16 protein-coding genes are annotated in these 18,892 nt (G+C 62.3%); 11 read left to right on the forward strand and 5 right to left on the reverse strand.

Annotated features, from left to right (window positions below; genetic code table 11):
* Positions 1 to 3 precede the first annotated feature (3 nt).
* The 4 genes from M5B99_RS09575 (at position 4) to M5B99_RS09590 (ending at position 4,521) form a co-directional block, all read left to right on the forward strand.
* A complete protein-coding gene (locus M5B99_RS09575) occupies positions 4 to 1,005 on the forward strand; it encodes a substrate-binding domain-containing protein (RefSeq protein ID WP_248803799.1) in 1,002 nt (333 codons plus the stop codon).
* Positions 1,006 to 1,091: 86 nt separating this feature from the next.
* Complete coding sequence (gene araG / locus M5B99_RS09580) at positions 1,092 to 2,606, forward strand: L-arabinose ABC transporter ATP-binding protein AraG (RefSeq protein ID WP_248803800.1); 1,515 nt, start codon at positions 1,092 to 1,094, stop codon at positions 2,604 to 2,606.
* Between the two features lie 18 nt (positions 2,607 to 2,624).
* The gene (araH, locus tag M5B99_RS09585) at positions 2,625 to 3,590 is read left to right on the forward strand and encodes an L-arabinose ABC transporter permease AraH (protein ID WP_248803801.1); all 966 of its coding nucleotides are present in this window, start codon (positions 2,625 to 2,627) and stop codon (positions 3,588 to 3,590) included.
* A 127-nt stretch (positions 3,591 to 3,717) separates the two neighbouring features.
* Entirely contained in the window at positions 3,718 to 4,521 is an 804-nt protein-coding gene (locus tag M5B99_RS09590; RefSeq protein ID WP_248803802.1) for an IclR family transcriptional regulator, read from the forward strand.
* A 58-nt stretch (positions 4,522 to 4,579) separates the two neighbouring features.
* On the opposite strand, the gene M5B99_RS09595 is transcribed toward M5B99_RS09590, so the two are convergent.
* The gene (locus M5B99_RS09595; protein WP_248803803.1) at positions 4,580 to 5,497 is read right to left on the reverse strand and encodes a LysR family transcriptional regulator; all 918 of its coding nucleotides are present in this window, start codon (positions 5,495 to 5,497) and stop codon (positions 4,580 to 4,582) included.
* Positions 5,498 to 5,622: 125 nt separating this feature from the next.
* Here M5B99_RS09595 and M5B99_RS09600 point away from each other — a divergent pair, with 125 nt between their 5' ends.
* The 6 genes from M5B99_RS09600 (at position 5,623) to M5B99_RS09625 (ending at position 11,368) form a co-directional block, all read left to right on the forward strand.
* On the forward strand, positions 5,623 to 6,381 hold the full coding sequence (locus M5B99_RS09600) for a 5-oxoprolinase subunit PxpA (RefSeq protein ID WP_248803804.1): 759 nt from the start codon (positions 5,623 to 5,625) through the stop codon (positions 6,379 to 6,381).
* Between the two features lie 92 nt (positions 6,382 to 6,473).
* The gene (locus tag M5B99_RS09605; RefSeq protein WP_248803805.1) at positions 6,474 to 6,719 is read left to right on the forward strand and encodes an acetyl-CoA carboxylase; all 246 of its coding nucleotides are present in this window, start codon (positions 6,474 to 6,476) and stop codon (positions 6,717 to 6,719) included.
* A gap of 10 nt (positions 6,720 to 6,729) precedes the next feature.
* A complete protein-coding gene (locus M5B99_RS09610; RefSeq protein ID WP_248803806.1) occupies positions 6,730 to 8,103 on the forward strand; it encodes an acetyl-CoA carboxylase biotin carboxylase subunit in 1,374 nt (457 codons plus the stop codon).
* Entirely contained in the window at positions 8,100 to 8,972 is an 873-nt protein-coding gene (locus tag M5B99_RS09615; protein ID WP_248803807.1) for a 5-oxoprolinase subunit B family protein, read from the forward strand. Before M5B99_RS09610 ends, M5B99_RS09615 begins: the two co-directional genes overlap by 4 nt.
* A complete protein-coding gene (locus tag M5B99_RS09620) occupies positions 8,969 to 9,943 on the forward strand; it encodes a biotin-dependent carboxyltransferase family protein (protein ID WP_248803808.1) in 975 nt (324 codons plus the stop codon). Before M5B99_RS09615 ends, M5B99_RS09620 begins: the two co-directional genes overlap by 4 nt.
* A 111-nt stretch (positions 9,944 to 10,054) precedes the next feature.
* On the forward strand, positions 10,055 to 11,368 hold the full coding sequence (locus M5B99_RS09625; protein WP_248803809.1) for a purine-cytosine permease family protein: 1,314 nt from the start codon (positions 10,055 to 10,057) through the stop codon (positions 11,366 to 11,368).
* Between the two features lie 359 nt (positions 11,369 to 11,727).
* Here M5B99_RS09625 and M5B99_RS09630 read toward each other — a convergent pair whose 3' ends face one another.
* On the reverse strand, positions 11,728 to 12,357 hold the full coding sequence (locus M5B99_RS09630) for an FMN-dependent NADH-azoreductase (protein WP_248803810.1): 630 nt from the start codon (positions 12,355 to 12,357) through the stop codon (positions 11,728 to 11,730).
* A gap of 101 nt (positions 12,358 to 12,458) precedes the next feature.
* On the opposite strand from M5B99_RS09630, the gene M5B99_RS09635 reads away from it, so the two are divergent.
* The gene (locus tag M5B99_RS09635) at positions 12,459 to 13,313 is read left to right on the forward strand and encodes a LysR family transcriptional regulator (protein ID WP_248803811.1); all 855 of its coding nucleotides are present in this window, start codon (positions 12,459 to 12,461) and stop codon (positions 13,311 to 13,313) included.
* A gap of 29 nt (positions 13,314 to 13,342) precedes the next feature.
* On the opposite strand, the gene M5B99_RS09640 is transcribed toward M5B99_RS09635, so the two are convergent.
* From M5B99_RS09640 to M5B99_RS09650, 3 genes are read right to left on the reverse strand one after another with little or no spacing between them, the layout of a single operon-like run.
* Positions 13,343 to 15,463 (reverse strand): TonB-dependent receptor, encoded by a 2,121-nt coding sequence (locus M5B99_RS09640; RefSeq protein ID WP_248803812.1) that lies wholly within the window; start codon positions 15,461 to 15,463, stop codon positions 13,343 to 13,345.
* Positions 15,464 to 15,477: 14 nt separating this feature from the next.
* Entirely contained in the window at positions 15,478 to 16,689 is a 1,212-nt protein-coding gene (locus tag M5B99_RS09645; RefSeq protein WP_248803813.1) for an MFS transporter, read from the reverse strand.
* A complete protein-coding gene (locus tag M5B99_RS09650) occupies positions 16,679 to 18,622 on the reverse strand; it encodes an IucA/IucC family protein (RefSeq protein ID WP_248803814.1) in 1,944 nt (647 codons plus the stop codon). Before M5B99_RS09650 ends, M5B99_RS09645 begins: the two co-directional genes overlap by 11 nt.
* Positions 18,623 to 18,892 lie beyond the last annotated feature (270 nt).

Below are 18,892 nucleotides of genomic sequence, written 5' to 3' on the forward strand. Positions count from 1 at the left end.
CTTATGTTCATTCAGCGCAACATCCGCTCTCTGACCTGTGCCGCGGCGCTGGTCGCGGCCAGCAGTTTCAGCGGTTGGGTCTCGGCCGAAGAAGTGAAGATCGGCTTTCTGGTCAAGCAGGCCGAGGAACCCTGGTTCCAGACCGAATGGGCCTTTGCCGAAAAGGCCGGCAAGGACAAGGGCTTCACGGTGATCAAGATCGCCGTCCCCGATGGCGAGAAGACCCTGGCGGCCATTGACACCCTGGCCGCCAGCGGCGCCAAGGGTTTTGTCATCTGCCCGTCGGACACCTCGCTGGGCCCGGCGATCATGGCCAAGGCCAAGCTCAACGACCTCAAGGTCCTGGCCGTCGATGACCGCTTTGTCGACGCCCACGGCAAGCCCATGGAGGACGTGCCTTATGTCGGCCTGGCGGCGTTCAAGATCGGTCAGAAGCAAGGCGCGGCGATGGCCGCTGAAGCAAAAAAACGTGGTTGGGACTGGAGCGCCACCTACGCGGTGATCAACACCTTCGATGAACTGGACACCGGCAAGAAGCGCACCGACGGTTCGGTGGACGCACTCAAGGCCGCGGGCCTGCCGGCGGACCATATCCTCCTCACGGCGCAGAAAACCCTCGATGTCCCCGGCAGTATGGACTCCACCAACTCGGCCCTGGTCAAGCTTCCGGGGGCGGCGAAGAACCTGATCGTCGGCGGCATGAACGACAGTGCCGTGCTGGGCGGCGTGCGGGCTACCGAAAGCGCCGGCTTCAAGGCGGCGAATGTGATCGGTGTCGGCATCAATGGCACCGACGCCATCGGCGAACTGAAAAAGACCGACAGCGGCTTCTACGGTTCGATGCTGTTGAGCCCCGATACCTCGGGTTATGAAACCGCCAGCCAAATGTTCACCTGGGTCAGTACCGGCAAGGAGCCCGCCAAGTACACCGCTCTGGACACCGTGACCTTGATTACCCGCGCCAACTTCCAGCAAGAGTTGACCAAGATCGGGTTGTGGAAATGACTCTGCGCCGCCGCAAGGGCTGGACCTTGCACCTGACGTCCACCCTGTGGGTCGCGCAGCGCGCGGCCCGGTGCGGGAGATAGGCTATGTTGGAACAATCGAAGGCGGTCGCGAGCCTGCGCTTCAATGGTATCGGCAAGGAGTTTCCCGGGGTGCGGGCGCTGGCGCAGATCAGTTTCGAGGCCCGACCCGGCAGCGTGCATGCGTTGATGGGCGAGAACGGTGCCGGCAAGTCGACCCTGTTGAAGATCCTCGGCGGGTTCTATTCGCCCAATAGCGGCAACCTGCAGATTGGCGAGCGGGTCATGAGTTTCCGCTCGGCGGCCGACAGCATTGCCCACGGCGTCGCGGTGATCCATCAGGAACTGCAACTGGTGCCGGAAATGACCGTGGCCGAAAACCTGCTGCTGGGGCATATGCCCTCGCGCCTGGGCATGGTCAACCGCCGGGCGTTGGTGCAGCGGGCCCGTGAGCTGCTCAAGGGCCTGGCTGACGAGATCGATCCGAATGCCCGGTTGGGCAGCCTGTCCCTGGGCCAGCGGCAAATGGTCGAGATCGCCAAGGCCATGTCGCGCAATGCCCATGTGATTGCCTTCGATGAGCCCACCAGCAGCCTGTCGGCGCGGGAGATCGAGCGGCTGATGGTGATCATAGCCCGGCTGCGGGATGAGGGGCGGGTGATTCTTTATGTCTCCCATCGCATGGAGGAAGTGTTCCGCATCTGTGATGCGGTGACGGTGTTCAAGGACGGGCGTTTTGTCTGCACCTTCGAGGACATGCAACAACTGAGCGTCGACCGGCTGGTGAGCAGCATGGTCGGCCGCGACATCAAGGACATCTATGACTACCGTCCTCGCCCGCAAGGCGGCCAGGCCTTGCGGGTCGAAGGCCTGCTCGGCCCGGGCGTGCTGGAACCGGCGAGCTTCAGCGTGAACAAGGGCGAGATACTCGGGCTGTTCGGCCTGGTCGGCGCCGGGCGCACCGAACTGTTGCGGCTGTTGGCGGGGCTGTCCCGCAGCAAGGCCGGACGCCTGGTGCTGCATGAGCAGGCCGCGGCGTTCAAATCACCGCGCGATGCCATCGCGGCGGGTGTGCTGCTGTGTCCGGAGGATCGCAAGAAGGAAGGCATCGTGCCCCGTGCCAGTGTCGCGGAGAACATCAATATCAGCGCCCGCACCCATCACGCCGGCTTCGGCTGGCTGATCCGCGGTGGTTGGGAGCGGGACAATGCCCAACGGCAAATCGCCGCGCTGAACATCCGTACGCCTTCGGCCGGCCAACCGATCCTCTACCTGTCCGGCGGTAACCAGCAGAAGGCGATTCTGGGCCGCTGGCTGTCGATGCCGATGAAGGTGCTGCTGCTCGATGAGCCGACTCGCGGCATCGACATCGGTGCCAAGGCCGAGATCTACAAGATCATCTACAACCTTGCCGAGCAGGGGATCGCGGTGATCGTGGTGTCCAGCGACCTGATGGAGGTCATGGGCATTTCCGATCGCATCCTGGTCATGAGCGAAGGCGCGATTACCGGCGAACGGTTACGCAGCGAAGCTGATGAAGCCAGTCTGTTGCAACTGGCCCTCCCGCGTTCGCGGGACTGAAAACCTATCGAGGTGTTTATGTCACAGGTTAAAAATACACATGCATTCTGGCTCGGCTTCAACCAGCGCAAGTTCTTCGACGATTGGGTGATGCTGCTCGCGGCCATCGGCATCTTTGTGCTCTGTGCGCTGTTTATCGATAACTTCATGTCCTCCCTGAACATGCGCGGCCTCGGCCTGGCGATTTCCACCACGGGGATCGCCGCCTGCACCATGTTGTTCTGCCTGGCCTCGGGGCACTTCGACCTGTCGGTCGGTTCGGTGATCGCCTGTGCCGGAGTGGTCGCCGGTATTGTCATTCGCGATACCGACAGCGTGTTTTTCGGGGTGTCGGCGGCACTGGCCATGGGCCTGTGCGTGGGGCTGATCAACGGTATCGTGATCGCCAAGCTGCGGGTCAACGCCCTGATCACCACCCTGGCGACCATGCAGATTGTGCGCGGGCTGGCCTATATCTTCTCCAACGGCAAGGCCGTCGGGGTGATGAACGAAGGTTTCTTCGTCTTCGGCAACGGGCAGCTGTTCGGCGTACCGGTGCCGATCCTGATCACTGTGCTGTGCTTTGTGTTCTTCGGCTGGCTGCTCAACTACACCACCTACGGCCGCAATACCATGGCCATCGGCGGCAACCAGGAAGCCGCGCTGCTGGCCGGGGTGAATGTGGATCGGACCAAGATCATCATCTTCGCCGTACATGGGCTGATCGGCGCGCTGGCCGGGGTGATCCTGGCTTCGCGCATGACCTCGGGCCAGCCCATGATCGGCCAGGGATTCGAGCTGACGGTGATTTCCGCCTGCGTGCTGGGCGGGGTGTCGCTGAGCGGCGGGATCGGGCTGATCCGCCATGTGATCGCCGGTGTGCTGATTCTGGCAATCATCGAGAACGCGATGAACCTGAAGAACATCGACACTTTTTACCAGTACGTCATTCGTGGCTCGATTCTCCTCGGGGCAGTGATCATCGACCGCCTCAAGCAGCGCTGAACAGACGCCAGGCCAGATTGAAGCGCTTCTCGCGCAGTGAACTGAAGGCCGGAAAAGTGACATGCAAGCGGGCCAGTGAGCGGCCATAATGGCCCTCGTTTTCGTAGACCCTTTCATAAGGCTGGATATGCTGGACGACACCCCAAAAAATGCCAAGGACTGCGCCCCCACCGGTACCCAGACGCTGCTCCGGGGCCTCGGCGTGGTGCAGGCGGTGGCCAACGGCGCCCGCGATCTCAAGGAGATTGCCCGGCTTATCGGGACCACGCGCAGCACCACTCATCGGCTGGCCAGCTGCCTGGTGGACGAGCGTTATCTGCGGGTGGTGCCGCAAGTCGGCTATCTATTGGGACCCAAGCTGATCGAGCTGGGCTTCCAGGCCCGCGAGGCCCTGCCGCTGGTGACCCTGGCCACGCCGTTCCTGGATGAACTGTCGGCGCTGACCGGCGACACCATCCACCTGGCCATTCGTGAAGACGATGACGTGCTGTACCTGCACAAGAATCCGGGGCGCAATGGTCCGGAAATGCGTTCGCGGGTCGGCCATCGCATGCCGCTGGCGCGGACCGGGATCGGCAAGGCGTTGATGCTCGATTGTTCGCAGGAGGAATGGCAGCGCCTGTATCAGGTCAGCTTGCCGGTGGGCGGCAGGAACGCCCTGTGGCCCCAGCATGTGGAGCAGACCTGGGAGCAGTTCCGCACGCGCATGCTGGAGTATGTGGCGGGGGGATATGCCTTCGACCTGGAAGACAATGAACCGTCGATCCGTTGCGTGGCCGCGCCCATACGCGATGCCAGCCGGAAAATCGTTGCCGGTATCAGTATCGCCAGCACGGTGCCCTACATGCCGCTGGAGAAAATGGCCGAGCTGATTCCGCAGATCAAAAGCGCCGCCGCACGGATTTCCGCGCAACTGGGGGCCAAGTCCTGAGTCGCCCGCTCCGCCTGCGGTCGTTGCCCGACCCCATCCCAATGGGCTTTCATTCTCTTCAACGTCGTGCAGAAAGCTGTTGCGGCGCCAGGAACGCATCGTGGAAGTAATTGCGCAATGCGTTCATCGCCGGGCTGAAATCACGCTCGCGATGCCACGCCAGGCCGACGCTCATTGGGGTGACCTTGTCGGTGACCGTCAGGGTTTCGATGCGTTTGCCTTCCAGCGACCAGGGCCGGTGCACCAGGTCTGAGAGGATGGCCACGCCGCTGCCGTTGGCAACCATGCTGCGCACGGCCTCCACGGAGCTGGTACGCACCCGCACGTTGGGTTGTTGCCGCGCGTGTTCCCAATAGCGCATGGCGCTTTGTTCGGCTTCATCGACGGTCAACAGGATATAAGGCTCCTTCGCCACGTCGGCGAGGCTGACGGCCGCGCGTTCGCACAACGGGTGATGGCTGGGCAGCCAAAGCCGGCGCTCCGAGTTGAAGAGAATTTCCGAGACGATATCCGGGTGAGTCAGGTTCGCGGTGAGCACTACCGCCATGTCGAACCGGCCCTCCAGCAAGCCCTGTTCAATGGCTTGCCGTTCTTGTTCATGGACCTCGATGGCCACATCCGGATGCCAGTGTTCAAGCCGTTGCAGATGGTGCGGCAGGAAGTAGCCGATCACCGTATAGCTGGCCGCCAGGCGCAGCCGCCCACTGGCGCGCACGTCGGGCAGCGGACTGTTGAGGGCATCATCGACGCTGCGCAGAATCACGTAGGCCCGGTTGAGAAAGTGTCTCCCGGCATCCGTCAGGCTCATGCCTTGCGCCGAGCGCTGGAACAACAGCGTGCCGAGCATGGCTTCCAGTTCCTTGATCGCGGTGGTGACCGCCGACTGGGAAATATTCAAATGAATCGCCGCTTGAGAGATTTGCCCGATCTCGGCGGTGGCGACGAAATAGCGGACCTGGCGCAGGGTCAGTGACATGAACACTCCGAACGAATGGGTATCTGTTTTTCAGAAGATACCCTATCTGTTAATAGATCTTCCCAAGGGGGTGGCTGGAATTTAACGTGGCCTGCATGAAGTCACAAGCGTCAGGAGCAAGCGGCATGCAGGCAGTAGATTTCAACTCGGACATGGGCGAAGGCTTTGGCCCATGGACCATCGGCGATGGCATTGATAATGAGCTGATGGGCTTTATCAGCTCGGCCAACATCGCGACCGGTTTTCATGCCGGCGACCCCAGCACCATGCGCCGCACCGTCGAGCAGGCCAAGCGCCTGGGCGTGGGCATCGGCGCGCATCCGGGGTTTCGCGACCTGGTGGGTTTCGGCCGCCGGCACATCAACGCTCCGGCCCAGGAGTTGGTCGACGACATGCTTTATCAGCTGGGTGCCCTGCGTGAACTGGCTCGTGTCCAGGGCGTGGCGCTGCAGCACATCAAACCCCATGGCGCGCTCTACATGCATCTGGCCCGGGACGAGGAGGCGGCTCGCTTGCTGGTGGAAAACCTGCAGCGACTGGAGCCGGAGTTGCTGCTGTATTGCATGCCTGACTCCGTGATCTGGCGTATTGCCCGGGAGCTGGGCCAACCAGTGATCCGCGAGTTCTACGCCGACCGGGAGTACGACCTCAGCGGCTCTATCGTTTTCACCCGCAACGTCCGTGCTCATGATCCGGTCCAGGTCGCCGCGCGCGTGCTGCGTGCCTGCCAGGAGGGTGTGGTGCGCACGGTCGAGGGGCAGGACCTGGCGATCGAGTTCGACTCCATCTGTCTGCACAGCGATACGCCAGGGGCACTGGCATTGGGCGAGGCCACGCGCAACGCGCTCGATGGCGCCGGGATCAACGTCCGCGTGCCGCGCTGAAGCCTTGCCAAACACCAGGCGCCGAGACGCCGGGGTTTGAACATCCTTTTATTTTTGCCTGCCTTTCTACAACTATTCCAAGAGGAACAGACATGGCCGAACATACTGTAATCACCCCGTTGCCGGGGACCTTCTATCGCAAGGCTACCCCGGAGTCGGCGAATTTTGTCGAAGAGGGGGCCCTGGTCAGCGCCGATACGGTGATTGGCTTGATCGAGGTCATGAAGCAGTTTTCCGAACTGACCGCCGGGACGGCGGGTCGCCTTGGCGCATTTCTGGTGGAAGACGGCGATCCGGTGGAGCCGGGTCAGGTCGTCGCAACACTCGACGACGAGTGAGGGCGCGATCATGACTCAAGGCATTCGTAAACTCCTGATCGCCAACCGTGGCGAGATCGCCGTGCGGATTATCCGTGCCGCCCAGGCCCTGGGCATCTCCACCGTTGCCGCCTGCAGCGAAGCGGACATCGACTCCCAGGCTGCGCGTATGGCCGACGAGGTGCATATTCTCGGCCCGGCCCGCGCGGATAAAAGTTACCTCAATGTCCAGGCGTTGCTGGGCGCCTTGAAAGCCACGGGGGCCGATGCGCTGCACCCCGGCTATGGCTTTCTCTCGGAGAACGCGGACTTTGCCGAAGCGGTCCTGGCGGCCGGTGTCATTTTCGTCGGTCCAAGCCCGGACACCATCCGGCGCATGGGCGACAAGGCCGAGGCACGGCGCACGGCTGAAGAAGCCGGGGTGCCTGTGGTACCGGGGTCGCCCGGCGAACTGTTCGATGTCGCGTCGGCACTCGAAGCGGCGCAGTCGGTCGGTTTTCCCCTGCTGATCAAAGCCTCGGCCGGTGGTGGCGGACGGGGTATCCGCCTGGCTGAAAACGCCCAACAACTGAGCGAGGAATTCCCCCGTTCGCAACGCGAAGCCCAGGCGGCGTTTGGCAATGGCGCGGTGTATCTGGAGCGCTTCATCGGCAGGGCCCGGCACATCGAAGTGCAGGTGTTGGGCGATGGTCGGCACGCCGTGCACTTGTTCGAGCGCGAGTGCTCGCTGCAACGTCGGCGCCAGAAGATCTTTGAGGAAGCTCCGTCGCCGGTACTCAGCCAGCCACAACGCGAGACGCTTTGTGCCAGTGCCGTGCGCCTGACCGAATCCCTCGGCTACAAAGGCGCGGGGACGCTGGAGTACCTGTATGACGAGGCGACGGGCGAGTTCTTCTTTATCGAGATGAACACGCGAATCCAGGTTGAACACCCGGTCAGCGAACTGATCACCGGTATCGATCTGGTGCAGGCGATGCTGCGCATTGCCGGTGGAGAGCCGCTGGGCCTCAAGCAGAGCGACATCCGGCTCAACGGTGCCGCGCTGCAAATGCGTCTGAACGCCGAAGACCCCGCACGGGATTTCTTTCCCAGCCCGGGGCTGGTCGAGGCGCTGATCTGGCCGCAAGGCGAGGGCGTGCGGGTCGACACTCACCTGTATCAAGGCTATCGCGTTCCACCGTACTATGACTCGCTGTTGGCCAAGCTGATCGTGCAGGGTGCCGATCGTGCCGAGGCATTGGCCCGGGCCCGGTTGGCATTGCAGCAGACCACACTCTCCGGCATGGCCAGCACCTTGGCGCTGCATGGCGAACTGCTGGAGCAGCCGTGGCTGCACCGCGCCGACTTCCACACCGGCACACTGGAAGCCTGGCTGGCCGAACGCCGCTGCGCAGGTGCAGCATGAGTCATCCGATCCGTTACAGCTTTGGCGCTGACGAGCATCTGTTTGCCGAAGTCAGCGACAGCATGTCCCTTGAGGCCTTCTTCAAGGGCATGGCGGTCACTCGCGCGGTGGAGCGCCTGGCGCTCGATGGCGTGCTTGATGTGTGCCTGGCCAATGCGTCATTCCAGATCCGTTTCGACCCGGATCGCATCGCCCCTCACACCTTGCTCGAAGCGGTAAAGGGCGCCGAGGCCGAAGCGGTCGCCGAGCGCACCCTGCACACGCGCATCATCGAGATTCCGGTACTCTACAACGACCCCTGGACCCACGAGACGCTGATGCGCTTTCGTGACCGTCATCAGGACCCGGGCGCCACTGACCTGGAGTACGCCGCGCGGATCAACGGCCTGACGGACGTCGAGGCGTTTATCGCGGCCCACAGTGCTGCCCCCTGGTTCGTCTCGATGGTCGGTTTTGTCGCGGGCCTGCCGTTCATGTTCCAGATGGTCGAGCGCGAGCGTCAGCTGCAGGTGCCCAAATACTTGCGCCCGCGCACCGACACGCCGAAATTGACCCTGGGGCACGGCGGTTGCTTTGGCTGCATCTACTCGGTGCGTGGTGCCGGTGGCTATCAAATGTTCGGGGTCACACCCGCACCGATCTACGACCCGCAGCAGAATCTGGCCTACCTGAAGGAGCACATGGTGTTTTTCCGCCCAGGCGACATCGTGCAGTTCAAGCCGATGGACCGCGAGGCGTATGACCTGGCCGTGGCGGAAGTGGAAGCAGGGCGTTTCGACCTGCGGATTCGTCCGCTGGAGTTCTCGCTGGATGCCTTTCTGGCCGATCCCGTCGGCTATCCCAAGTCGTTGCAGGAGGTGCTGGCATGATCACGGTACTCAAACCCGGTCTCGCCACTTCCGTCCAGGACCTGGGGCGCGAAGGTTATTACCACTTGGGCATCCCGCCCTCCGGTGCATTGGATCAATACGCCCTGAGTGCCGCCAATCAGTTGGTCGGTAATCCGCCTGGCGCCGCCGCGCTGGAATGCACGCTGCTGGGGCCGGAGCTGGAGTTTCAGCAGGATGCCCTGGTGGCGGTTTGCGGTGCGCACATGACACCGCGGGTCGACGGCCTGGAGATGCACCAAGACACCGCGTTCACGGTGAAGGCCGGACAAGTGCTGCGCTTTGACTTCCCCAGGGTTGGCGCTCGCGCTTATCTGGCGGTGGCCGGCGGCATTGACGTAGCGCTGGTGCTCGGCAGTCGATCCACCTATGCGCTGGGAGCACTGGGTGGTTTTGAAGGACGCAGGCTGGTGGCCGGCGATGAGCTGCCGGTTGGCATCGCCAGTGGCAAGGGCCGCGCGGGAGCCAGTTTGCCCATGGCTTTACGGCAGTCATTGGGCGGCGAAATCACCCTGCGCGTCGTGCCGGGGCTGTACTACGACCGCCTGACCGACTCGGCGGCGAAGAGCTTTTTCGCCGAACCCTGGACGGTGGGTTCGGAAGCCGACCGCATCGGTTATCGCTTCAAGGGCGGCAGCGCCCTGGGTTTCCAACCCCGTGAGCAACCGTTCGGTGCCGGTTCCGACCCATCGAACATCGTCGACAGTTGTTATCCGATCGGCTCGATCCAGGTGCCTGCCGGACTAGAGCCCATCGTACTGCACCGCGATGCGGTGTCGGGAGGTGGCTACGCGATGATCGGCACGGTGATCAGTGCCGACCTCGATTTGATTGGCCAGATGCAACCCAACCAGAAGGCCCGCTTCAAAGCGGTCACCTTGGAAGAGGCGCTGGAAGCGCGACGATCCTATAAGAAAAAGCTCAGTTGCCTGGGCAAGCTGTTCCCTTCCTGATTCTGCCCGCCGCATCGCGCGGGTAACGCCAAACGGTAAGCCAACGCCACACGTGGGTGTGGCGGCGGCTGCCCGCGCTTCAACCTTTGACTGGTTTTGGAGTTCACGCAGATGGCTGCTTTATCGCATTCGAGTCAAACCGGGCAAGACCCGGCCAATCATCCTGTCCCGCCCGCCGCACGCATGGGCAAACTGTCCCTGACCATGGCCTGGTGGGCCGTGTGCAGTGCGATGTTCTACATCGTGGTGGGGGCTTCGCTGGCGTTGTCTTACGGCGCCCGCAACGCGCTGATCGGAATGGTCCTGTCGGTGATCAGCTATGGACTGGTCAACAGTGTGCTCAGTCGCTTCGCGATCCGCAGCGGCTTGTCGGTGGCATTGTTTTCGCGACTGCTGTTTGGCAATACCGGGGCCTGTCTGGCAACCTTGATCTTCTTTTCAACCGCCATCTATTACGCGGTGTTTGAAGGCTCGGTCATCGCCGTGGCGCTCAATCATCTCTATCCGCAGCTGGTCTATCCGCTGGCCGCATTGCTGGTGGTGCTGTACAGCGTGCCGATGATTCTGGGCAGCGTGCAGCACTGGCTGGACAAGCTCAATGGGGTCTTGCTACCGGTGTATCTGGGCGGCTTGCTGGTGGCGGTGGGCTTGTCGATCGGGCGTTATGGCTACCAGCCGCAATGGCTGGATTTCGGCCCGGCCACGCCCAGTGCATCCGGTTGGTGGAATTGCTTCGGCGCTTACATGGGCGTCTGGGTATTGATGCTGTTCACCTTTGACTACGCCCGTTTCGGCAAGCCTGAGGACGCGGAGTATCACGGTCGCTGGAACTTCGGCATGCCGTTCTACGGGGTGACCTTCCTGCTCAACGGCGCGGCGGGCATCTACCTGGTCAGCAGCATTCCCCATGAAGGCGCGCTGAACGAAGTCTCGGTGGTGATGGCGATTTTGCAGCTGATGGGGTTGTGGGGACTGTTGTTTGTCTGGGCCACGCAGACCCGGATCAACACCGCCAATTACTACCTGGCGACACTGAACATGCAGGCATTCTTTGGGCGTTTTGGCCTGCGCGGTTCGTACCTGATGTGGGCACTGGCGGTGGGGGTGATCGTGTACGGCTTGATGCTCGCCGATGTGTTTGCCTACTTGCTCAAGGCATTGGCCTATCAGGGCATTTTCGTGGTGGCCTGGGTCGGCGTGGCGTTGGCGCAGATTCTCCATGGTCGCAATGACATCGCCGCGCCGGAACGCGTCGCCGCGTTCAATCCGGTGGGTTTGACGGCCTGGTTTGGCGCCACTGCCCTGGGGCTTGCCTTGATGTTTTCCGGCGGCGGCCTGAGCAGCTTTTCCGCCCCCTCGACGGTGATCCTGGCGTTTGCCTTGCAGGCGGGGTTGTCCCGTCAATGGCGGTTACGATTGGCCTGATGGCTGCGTTTGCTGTCTGGCGTTTCAGTGGCCTTTGAGCGAGCCTTGATCGTCCTTCGGCCCCATTTGAGGAACCCCGTGGATGTAGGGCCGAAGCAGTTGCGCACTGCTGCTGCGATTGTGTGAGCAGCAGTGCGATTATTCAGCCAAGGCTTCGCCTTTTCGGTGTTACGCGATCAAGAGCTCAAACGCCCCGCACCTTGGCTGGCATTGTCGGTTGCAGCTTGAATACATGGAACAGCACCGTCAGCAGCACCAGGAACCTGCTTTATCAAGTAAGAACTGATGCCGAGTATTGCGGGGAAATGCTGCGCTATCACGAACCCAGCCGGTTCGGCCGGGTCGTTTTTTACCCTCCCTCAGGCCAGACGATCGGCCAGCGCGAGGGCCTGTTCGGTGGTATTCCGGCGAGAGGCGCGGTCGACGTCGGGCCCGAGAATGGTTTTCTCTACATGGAGCGAATGCACGTCGGTCACGCCAATAAAGCCCAACCAGGCCTCCATATAAGGTCTCTGGAAGTCCATCTGTTGTGTGGTCGGTTCGGAAAAGTCCATACCGCGTGCATACACGTTCACGGCCGTCTTGTTGTGCAGCAAACCCTGGAGGCCATGTTCCGGGCTGAATTCAAACAGTATGTCTTTCTGCGATATCACGTCGATAAAGTGCTTGAGCTTGTAGGGCAGGGCGAAGTTCCACAGCGGCACGGAGAACACCAGTACGTCAGCCTGATGCAGGTGAGCGGCGAGTGCTTTCAGCGCCGTCCAGGCTATGTCCTGTTCCTCGGTCAACGGGGTGCCGCTGAGTCCGGCGTATTTGGCCTCCATCACCGCCCCGTCAAATTCCGGCAGGTCCAGGCTCCACAGGTCCAGGGTGATGACTTCGGTACCCGGGGCGTTACGCTGATAGCGGGCAATGAACTGGCGGGCGATTTCCAGGGAGGCGGAGCGCTGTTTGCGCGGGGAGCATTCGATGTGCAGAAGGACGGTCATGGCGGGCCTCAGGGAAGGGGATAGAAGACCCGGGCATTGCAACATAGCGTCACATGAAATATAAATTGTATTTATACGCATGATTAATCACGTATCAGAATATGTTCGATGCCTTGTTGCTCAAGACCTTCGTCGCGGTGGTGGATGAAGGTGGCTTCAGTCGCGCCGCGGCTCGCCTGCACCTGACCCAGTCGGCCGTCAGCGGTCATTTGCGGCGCCTGGAAGAGCAGGTGGGCAAACCGCTGCTCACCCGCACCACCCGCTCCCAGCAACTGACGGTCGATGGCGAACGGTTGATGGCCTATGCCCGGGGCATTCTGGCCCTCAATCGGGATGCCTGGGCCGAGTTGACCCGTTCGGCGTTTCAAGGCAATTTGCGCATCGGTCTGTCGGAAGATTTCGCCGATGCCCGCCTGCTGCGTGAGTTGCAGGCCTTCGCCGCCGACTATCCGGGTATGCGGATCAACGTGCAGGTCAGTATTCCCGGCGCGTTGTTGACCCTGATGAAGCAGGGCGAACTGGAGCTGGTGGTCGGTTCGTTGTGCGAGTCCAGCGAGCCCGGTCTGGCGTTGTGGCAGGAGCCCCTGGTCTGGGCCTGGTCCGCACAACCGCCCGGCAGCTTGCCGACACCGCTGCCATTGGCCCTGTTCCCGGAGCCTTGTCCTTACCGGGAGGCCGCCTTGACGCGCCTGGCCCAGGCCGGGATCGCGCAGCGCACGGCCATGCTCTGCACCAGCTATGCCGCGTTGCAGGCCGCTGCCCTGGCGGGCTTTGCCATCGCGCCGATGACCCGCAGCCAGGTCTCCCAAGGGTTGGCGGTCCTCGGTGCCGAGCATGGTTTGCCGCCGCTGCCCGATGCCGAGTTCCGTTTATTCAGTGCGCCGGAGGCGGACCCGCGGATTATCGAGGCCATTACCCGGGTGATCGTCCGCTATGGCGCCAGCCGTCGTCACTGACGGGCCGAGTCAGTGCAGCCAGCCGCGCTTTACCAATCGACCGCGTAGCTCACACTCAAGGTACGACCTTCGGCATTCGGATAGGGCGCGCGGGCGTTGGCCTGGGCGAACATGTTCTGGTAGTTGCGGTTGGTCAGGTTGTAGACGCCGCCTTCCAGGCGGCCCACCGGCAGCGCTACCGAGCCCAGCAGGTCGAACAGCGTGTAGCCCTTGATGTCGCGGCCGTTGTTGTCCTTGAAGGCCGCGTCATAGTCCGACAGGCGCATGCCTTGCAGACGCAGGTTGTAGTCGCCACGGTCATACCCCACGAAGGCCGTGGTCTTGGCCGGGGAAATGCGCGTGGCGGGCAAGTCGATCCATTTGCCGTTCTGATCGGTCTCGCCCTTGGCGTAAGCGTAGGTGCCGCCCACCGACCATTGGTCCGTCAGGTTGTAGCTCAGGCTGGTTTCCACGCCGCGCACGCGTTCCTTCTGGTTGATCAGGCGCAGCACGCGGTCGTTGGCGTCATAGAACTGGGTGACATCCGAGGTGTTTTCGTACGCCGTGACGCTGGCCTGCCACTTGTCCCAGTTGCCACGCCAGCCCAGTTCATAGCTGTTGACCTTGAGGGCCTGGGCGTTGAGTTGGTGGATGTCGTAGGTGCTGCTGACGTCACGCAGGAAGCGCTGGATATCCGGCAGGGAAAAGCCCTGGCTGAAGTTGACGAACACATCCTGGTTTTCGTTCAGGTGATACACCGCGCCGAGGTTGTACAGCGTGTCGTTGTATTTCAGGGTGCCACCGGGCAGCGTCGCGCGATTGCCGGTCTGGACGATTTCGCCGTAGGCGATGCTGTCGGCAATCTCGCTGTCGATCCATTCGCGGCGCACGCCGCCACGCAAGGTCCAGTCGCCGATGTCGTAGGACAGCTGGCCGAAAATGGCCTTGGTGGCGGTCGCGACGTCCGGGCCCATTTCAAAGGTGGTGCCGGTCTTGGTGTAGGTCAGCCCATTGACCCGATACTGATCACCGCGTTGGCGCGAGGTTTCGTGATCATAGTCGGCGCCCCAGACCAGCGTGCCGGTAGCCGGGCCGAGGTCCGGCATCTGGCTTTCGATCGCCGCCCGCAGGCCGTAGACATCCTGGATGCTGTTGTTGTCGGAGACCCCGGCCCGGCCCCGTGACAAGTCCGGGAAAAACAGCGCATCGGCACGTCGCCAGTAGCTTTCGACCTGCAACCCCTGGCCGTGGAAGTCCTTGTCGGTGTAGTTGAGGTTGACGGCCTGGTTATGGGTGTACGGCTGGTCATCCAGCTGCAGGCCTTTGATCGCGACGGCGTTGTTGCTGTTGCGCGGGTCCTTGGTGTAGTCGGTGTCCTGTTGGTCCTTGTAGTCCTGCAGCGACAGGCTGATCTTCTTGTCGGCATCCAGCGCGTAGCCGAAACGACCTTGCAGGTCGTAGGTGCTGGTGTCCATGTTGCTGCCCTGGGACGTGTCCTGGGGGATGCGCCGGCCAGTGCCGTCGAACTGGTCGTTGCGCTGCACGGTATTGGCCGAGACGTACCAGTCCAGCGCATCCTTGCGGCCCGTGGCGCTCTGGAAGGCGTCGTAGGCGAAACCCTTGCGATTGAGGTTGTTACCGGTGGTCATGCCGATCCTGCTGCTGAACGCCAGTTCCTCGCCCTTGTTGCGCTTGGTGATGATGTTGATGATGCCGCCCGACGCACCCGCGCCGTAGACGCTGCTGGCGCCGGAGATCACTTCGATGCGCTCGATGCTCTCCGGGGCGATGCTGTTGAGCTGGCGGAAGTTGTCCCGCGTCGCGTTCTGGGAAACCCCATCGATCAGGATCAGCGTGTTGCGCCCGCGCAGGGTCTGGCCAAAGTTGCTCATGCCGCCGCTGGAAGGGGCAATGCCCGGCACCAGTTGGCCGAGGATATCCGCGACCCGGCGGCCGGCGCCGGTCTGCTGGCGGATCTGTTCTTCATTGATCACCTGCACGGAGCCTGGAATCGAGGCGATGCTGGTTTCGCTACGGGTGGCGGAAACCACCATTTCCTGTAGTTGCAGGGTGGGGGGGGCCGCCTGGGCGGGTTCGCTCTGATCGGCCCAGGCCGGTGTGCTCAGCGAGCCGATAAAGGGCAGCAGGATGGACAGTCGGTTTTTTTTCATGGCTCTTTCTTTGTTCAATTCTGAGAATTGTTGATCGATAAAACGCTGGTTTGCGGCGTTCGTGAAAATGTGCGGATTGCACGGATACCCAGGGCGGCAATGGCGTAGGTGAGTGCGACCAGCCAGAAGCTCTGAGCCAAGCCGACGACTCCCATGCCGATGCCCCCCAGCAACGCCCCGCACAAGGCGCCGGCTTTGGCGGCGCTGTTGCCCAGGCCCAGGGCAAAACCCTGCTGGCCGGGTGCAACGGTGTTGGCGATCAGGGTGTAGGCGACGGGCAGCAGCGCGCCTTGCCACACGCCCCACAGCAGTCGGCTGGCCAGAAAGCCCATCCATTCGCTGGCCACGGCGGTGAATGCCAGGGTCAAGGCACAGGCCCAGGCGACCCATTCGATGACGCGCAAGGTGTGCGCGGGCTGATGGCGGTCGAACAGTCGCCCCCACAGTGGCGCGGACAGAGCGAGGGTGGCGGCACTGGCGGCATAGCTGGCGCCGATCAGCCATCCGGGCGCATGCAGGACGTCTGCCACGTACAAGGCATAGAATGGCTGCGGCATCATCTTGGCGGCCTGGATCAGCACGATGACGCCGAGCATTGCCCCCAGCCAACCCTTGGGCAGCGCCGCATGCGCCGGTTTCTGCTTGGGCGGCAGGCGTTGCGTGTCGCTGGGCAGGAACAGACTGATCAGCGCGCACAACAGGCAAATCGCGGTGGCGCTGTAGCACAGCAACGCGAACCCCGAGACATCCATCAGCCAGCCGCCCAGCACCGGCCCGGCCAGCGAGCCCACGGCCGTGGCCGATTGCAGTCGGGCGAGAACCTGTCCCCGCCCGCCGGCACCGCAGCAGGCCAGGGCATAGGCCTGGGCCGCGGCGATAAACCCGGCCAGGGCGCCTTGCATCACCCTGATGCCCACCAATAGCCAGGGATTGAAGGTGACCGCGGCCAGCGCCTGGCATACCGCCAATGCCAGCAGCGCGCGAAGGATCATCGGCTTGTGCCCGGTCCGATCGCCCAGTCGCCCCCACAAGGGGGTCAGGATCATCGCCGCCATCATCGGCCCGGCGTACACCAGCGCGGAAAGCAGGCCGGTGTACTGGGCATTGCTGGCGCCGAGCAGCTTCTGGATCTGCAGGGGCCAGAAGGGGCCGCTCATTTCCATGGCGCCCATGGACACCAGCTGGATCCCGACCAGCAACCGCAATGCGCTGTCCTTAGCAGCCATCGGCGTTGACGCTCAGCGGGTTGCGCAGGCGCCCGACGATATCGGCGTGACTGTCGAGCAGGCGCATGCGCATGAACGATTTGGCCGGCCAGTCCTGTTCCAACAGAGCCTGACGTTCGCTCGCCCAGCGCTGTGGCTCGACCCGCTCGCGCAAGTCATCGAAGCACTGGCTGACCTGCATCGCCAGTTCAGCCCAGAGCAGGGCCTGGGGGATGTCGAAGTGGCGGGCGCTGAGCAACACCAGTTCGCCCAGATGACACATGAAGACCGTATGCAGCAGCTTGTCGCGTACGAAGCCGGCATCGTCATAAAGGGTCATCTTCGGATCGTGCAGTTCGATATCCAGACCTTGTGCGTGCAAGGTTTTGCGGTCGATACGGATATCGCCGAAGTCACGCAGCAGCAGGCGGCTCAGTTGACCGTCGGCGGCCATGATCATGAAGCTGTTTTGCTGGTGGGCCTCGAACGCCACGCCGTAGCGCAGGTACATGCCGAGCAGGCCAGGTACCGCAATCGACACGTAGTCGTGGAAGAACGCTTGCATGGCGTCGCCATCGTCCTTGCCCTTGGCCAGGCGCACCCACTGCCGCAACAGCGGTTGGCCGTGCTGGTCGATCGCAAACAGGCTGCCGACCGGAATGGCCATTTCGCCGGGTTGCAACTGGCTCAGCGGATTGTCCCGATACAGCACGGCCAGGTGGCGGGAACGTTCGTCATCAACCGGCTGCGGCTTGAAGTGCACACCGATGCGTTCGGGAACGATGCCGAGAATGTTCTGGATTCCGGGTTCGCGCGCCAGGATGGTTTGCATCAAGTGGCTGATGCGCGGGCCCATGCGCGCCGAGCGTGGCGAAACGGTGCGCTGCACGCTGGTCAGGCGCAGTGACACCGGCAGCTTGACCATCGGTGCGTCACGCCGGCCTTCAGGCAATACGGTGCGGAACGACATGGTCGGGTGGGCGCTGAACGCGACGATGTCGGTCAGGACCAGCAAGCGGTCGCCGATTTCGTTGGCGAAGGTCTGCGGCAGCTCCTCGCGTGCCTGCCAGGGATGGGCCGGCAGTGGCAAGTAGTCGCTGGTTTCCAGGCCCTGACGGGTCAATTCCGCGCTCAACTGCCGTGCGGCCTGGGGAAAGTGGCCTTGCCACCACTGCCAGTAATCCGCGGTGCCGGCCAGTGATTCGACATGGGCAAACTGGCGGTGCAATGCGCAGAGGATCACCGGGAAACGCGCTTCGAACTCCGGTGAGAAATCGATGACCTGATCGGTGCTCAAGCCCAGTTTGGTCTTGTAGTTGGGGTGCCATGGATGGCCCAGGGTACCCCACTGTTCAAGCAGGGAAGTGGGGTTGGCAACGCTCGCATCATCCTTGAGCCAGCTCAGCAGGTTGTCGCGATGGGCCGGGTTCATGGACTCGTGCAGCTGGAGGGTCCAGCGCTCGTGGAAGGCCAGGCATAACGTATCGTTGGCGAAACTGTCGTCGAGTTCTTCATTGAGACGGCGCAGCACTTGTGCATCGGCGGACGTTTCGAGGCCATTGTTGAGCAGGGTCAGCAGTTCCGAGGGAAACTGGATCTTGTGCGGTGGATGATCATCACCATATGCCGTGATGTCGCCACGCAGGTCCCAACTGCTCATGCGCCCGGGGAGCAAATGGTCGAAGCACAGGCGGGTCTGGTCGGCAAGGGTCAGCCAGCATCGATGCTGTTCGTCGTACTTGAGAGCGCCGGCAGCCAGCAGACCTTCGCGAAACAGCGCCTGGATCAGACGCTGGAAACTGCGCTCGGCGGCGGGCGCGAGGGTGTTGACCAGAGCATCGAGGGCTATGTGGTTGGCCTGGAAGAGGGGACTGCCGAGCGCTTCGCTCCAGCGACTCAGCAGTGCTTGCGGTTTCTTGCTGTATCCATTCTTCAAATCGGGCTCCTTGTGCATGGCCTTGGGTGAAAGCACGCGGAGGATAGCGACTAAAAACAATAAAACCAATGATAATCATTGCTATTGGTGTTTTTGAATTTGCCTTCCCTCAAAAAAGACGGGCGCTTTCCGCGCTCGATAAAACCACTCTGGTCCAGGTGTTTCGGGGTTTTCGGGGGGAGGTTGTGTGTTCGATCACCTCGTTCGGATAAAAAGGGTTTCACGTGACCGCACACCTGGCCACTTATGCTACAAATGATCTTTCATCCCGTTTAAGGGCCTGCTGCC

Origin of the sequence: Pseudomonas sp. MWU13-2100, from assembly GCF_023242365.1 — a bacterium.
Lineage (GTDB): Bacteria > Pseudomonadota > Gammaproteobacteria > Pseudomonadales > Pseudomonadaceae > Aquipseudomonas.

Bases quoted from the DNA above. Each gene is read 5' to 3' on its own strand.
- M5B99_RS09620 (WP_248803808.1), top strand. From the start codon at position 8,969: ATGATCACGGTACTCAAACCCGGTCTCGCCACTTCCGTCCAGGACCTG.
- M5B99_RS09595 (WP_248803803.1), bottom strand. From the start codon at position 5,497: ATGTCACTGACCCTGCGCCAGGTCCGCTATTTCGTCGCCACCGCCGAG.
- M5B99_RS09645 (WP_248803813.1), bottom strand. From the start codon at position 16,689: ATGGCTGCTAAGGACAGCGCATTGCGGTTGCTGGTCGGGATCCAGCTG.
- M5B99_RS09605 (WP_248803805.1), top strand. From the start codon at position 6,474: ATGGCCGAACATACTGTAATCACCCCGTTGCCGGGGACCTTCTATCGC.
- M5B99_RS09650 (WP_248803814.1), bottom strand. From the start codon at position 18,622: ATGCACAAGGAGCCCGATTTGAAGAATGGATACAGCAAGAAACCGCAA.
- araH (WP_248803801.1), top strand. From the start codon at position 2,625: ATGTCACAGGTTAAAAATACACATGCATTCTGGCTCGGCTTCAACCAG.
- M5B99_RS09615 (WP_248803807.1), top strand. From the start codon at position 8,100: ATGAGTCATCCGATCCGTTACAGCTTTGGCGCTGACGAGCATCTGTTT.
- M5B99_RS09630 (WP_248803810.1), bottom strand. From the start codon at position 12,357: ATGACCGTCCTTCTGCACATCGAATGCTCCCCGCGCAAACAGCGCTCC.
- araG (WP_248803800.1), top strand. From the start codon at position 1,092: ATGTTGGAACAATCGAAGGCGGTCGCGAGCCTGCGCTTCAATGGTATC.
- M5B99_RS09640 (WP_248803812.1), bottom strand. From the start codon at position 15,463: ATGAAAAAAAACCGACTGTCCATCCTGCTGCCCTTTATCGGCTCGCTG.
- M5B99_RS09610 (WP_248803806.1), top strand. From the start codon at position 6,730: ATGACTCAAGGCATTCGTAAACTCCTGATCGCCAACCGTGGCGAGATC.
- M5B99_RS09600 (WP_248803804.1), top strand. From the start codon at position 5,623: ATGCAGGCAGTAGATTTCAACTCGGACATGGGCGAAGGCTTTGGCCCA.
- M5B99_RS09575 (WP_248803799.1), top strand. From the start codon at position 4: ATGTTCATTCAGCGCAACATCCGCTCTCTGACCTGTGCCGCGGCGCTG.
- M5B99_RS09635 (WP_248803811.1), top strand. From the start codon at position 12,459: ATGTTCGATGCCTTGTTGCTCAAGACCTTCGTCGCGGTGGTGGATGAA.
- M5B99_RS09625 (WP_248803809.1), top strand. From the start codon at position 10,055: ATGGCTGCTTTATCGCATTCGAGTCAAACCGGGCAAGACCCGGCCAAT.
- M5B99_RS09590 (WP_248803802.1), top strand. From the start codon at position 3,718: ATGCTGGACGACACCCCAAAAAATGCCAAGGACTGCGCCCCCACCGGT.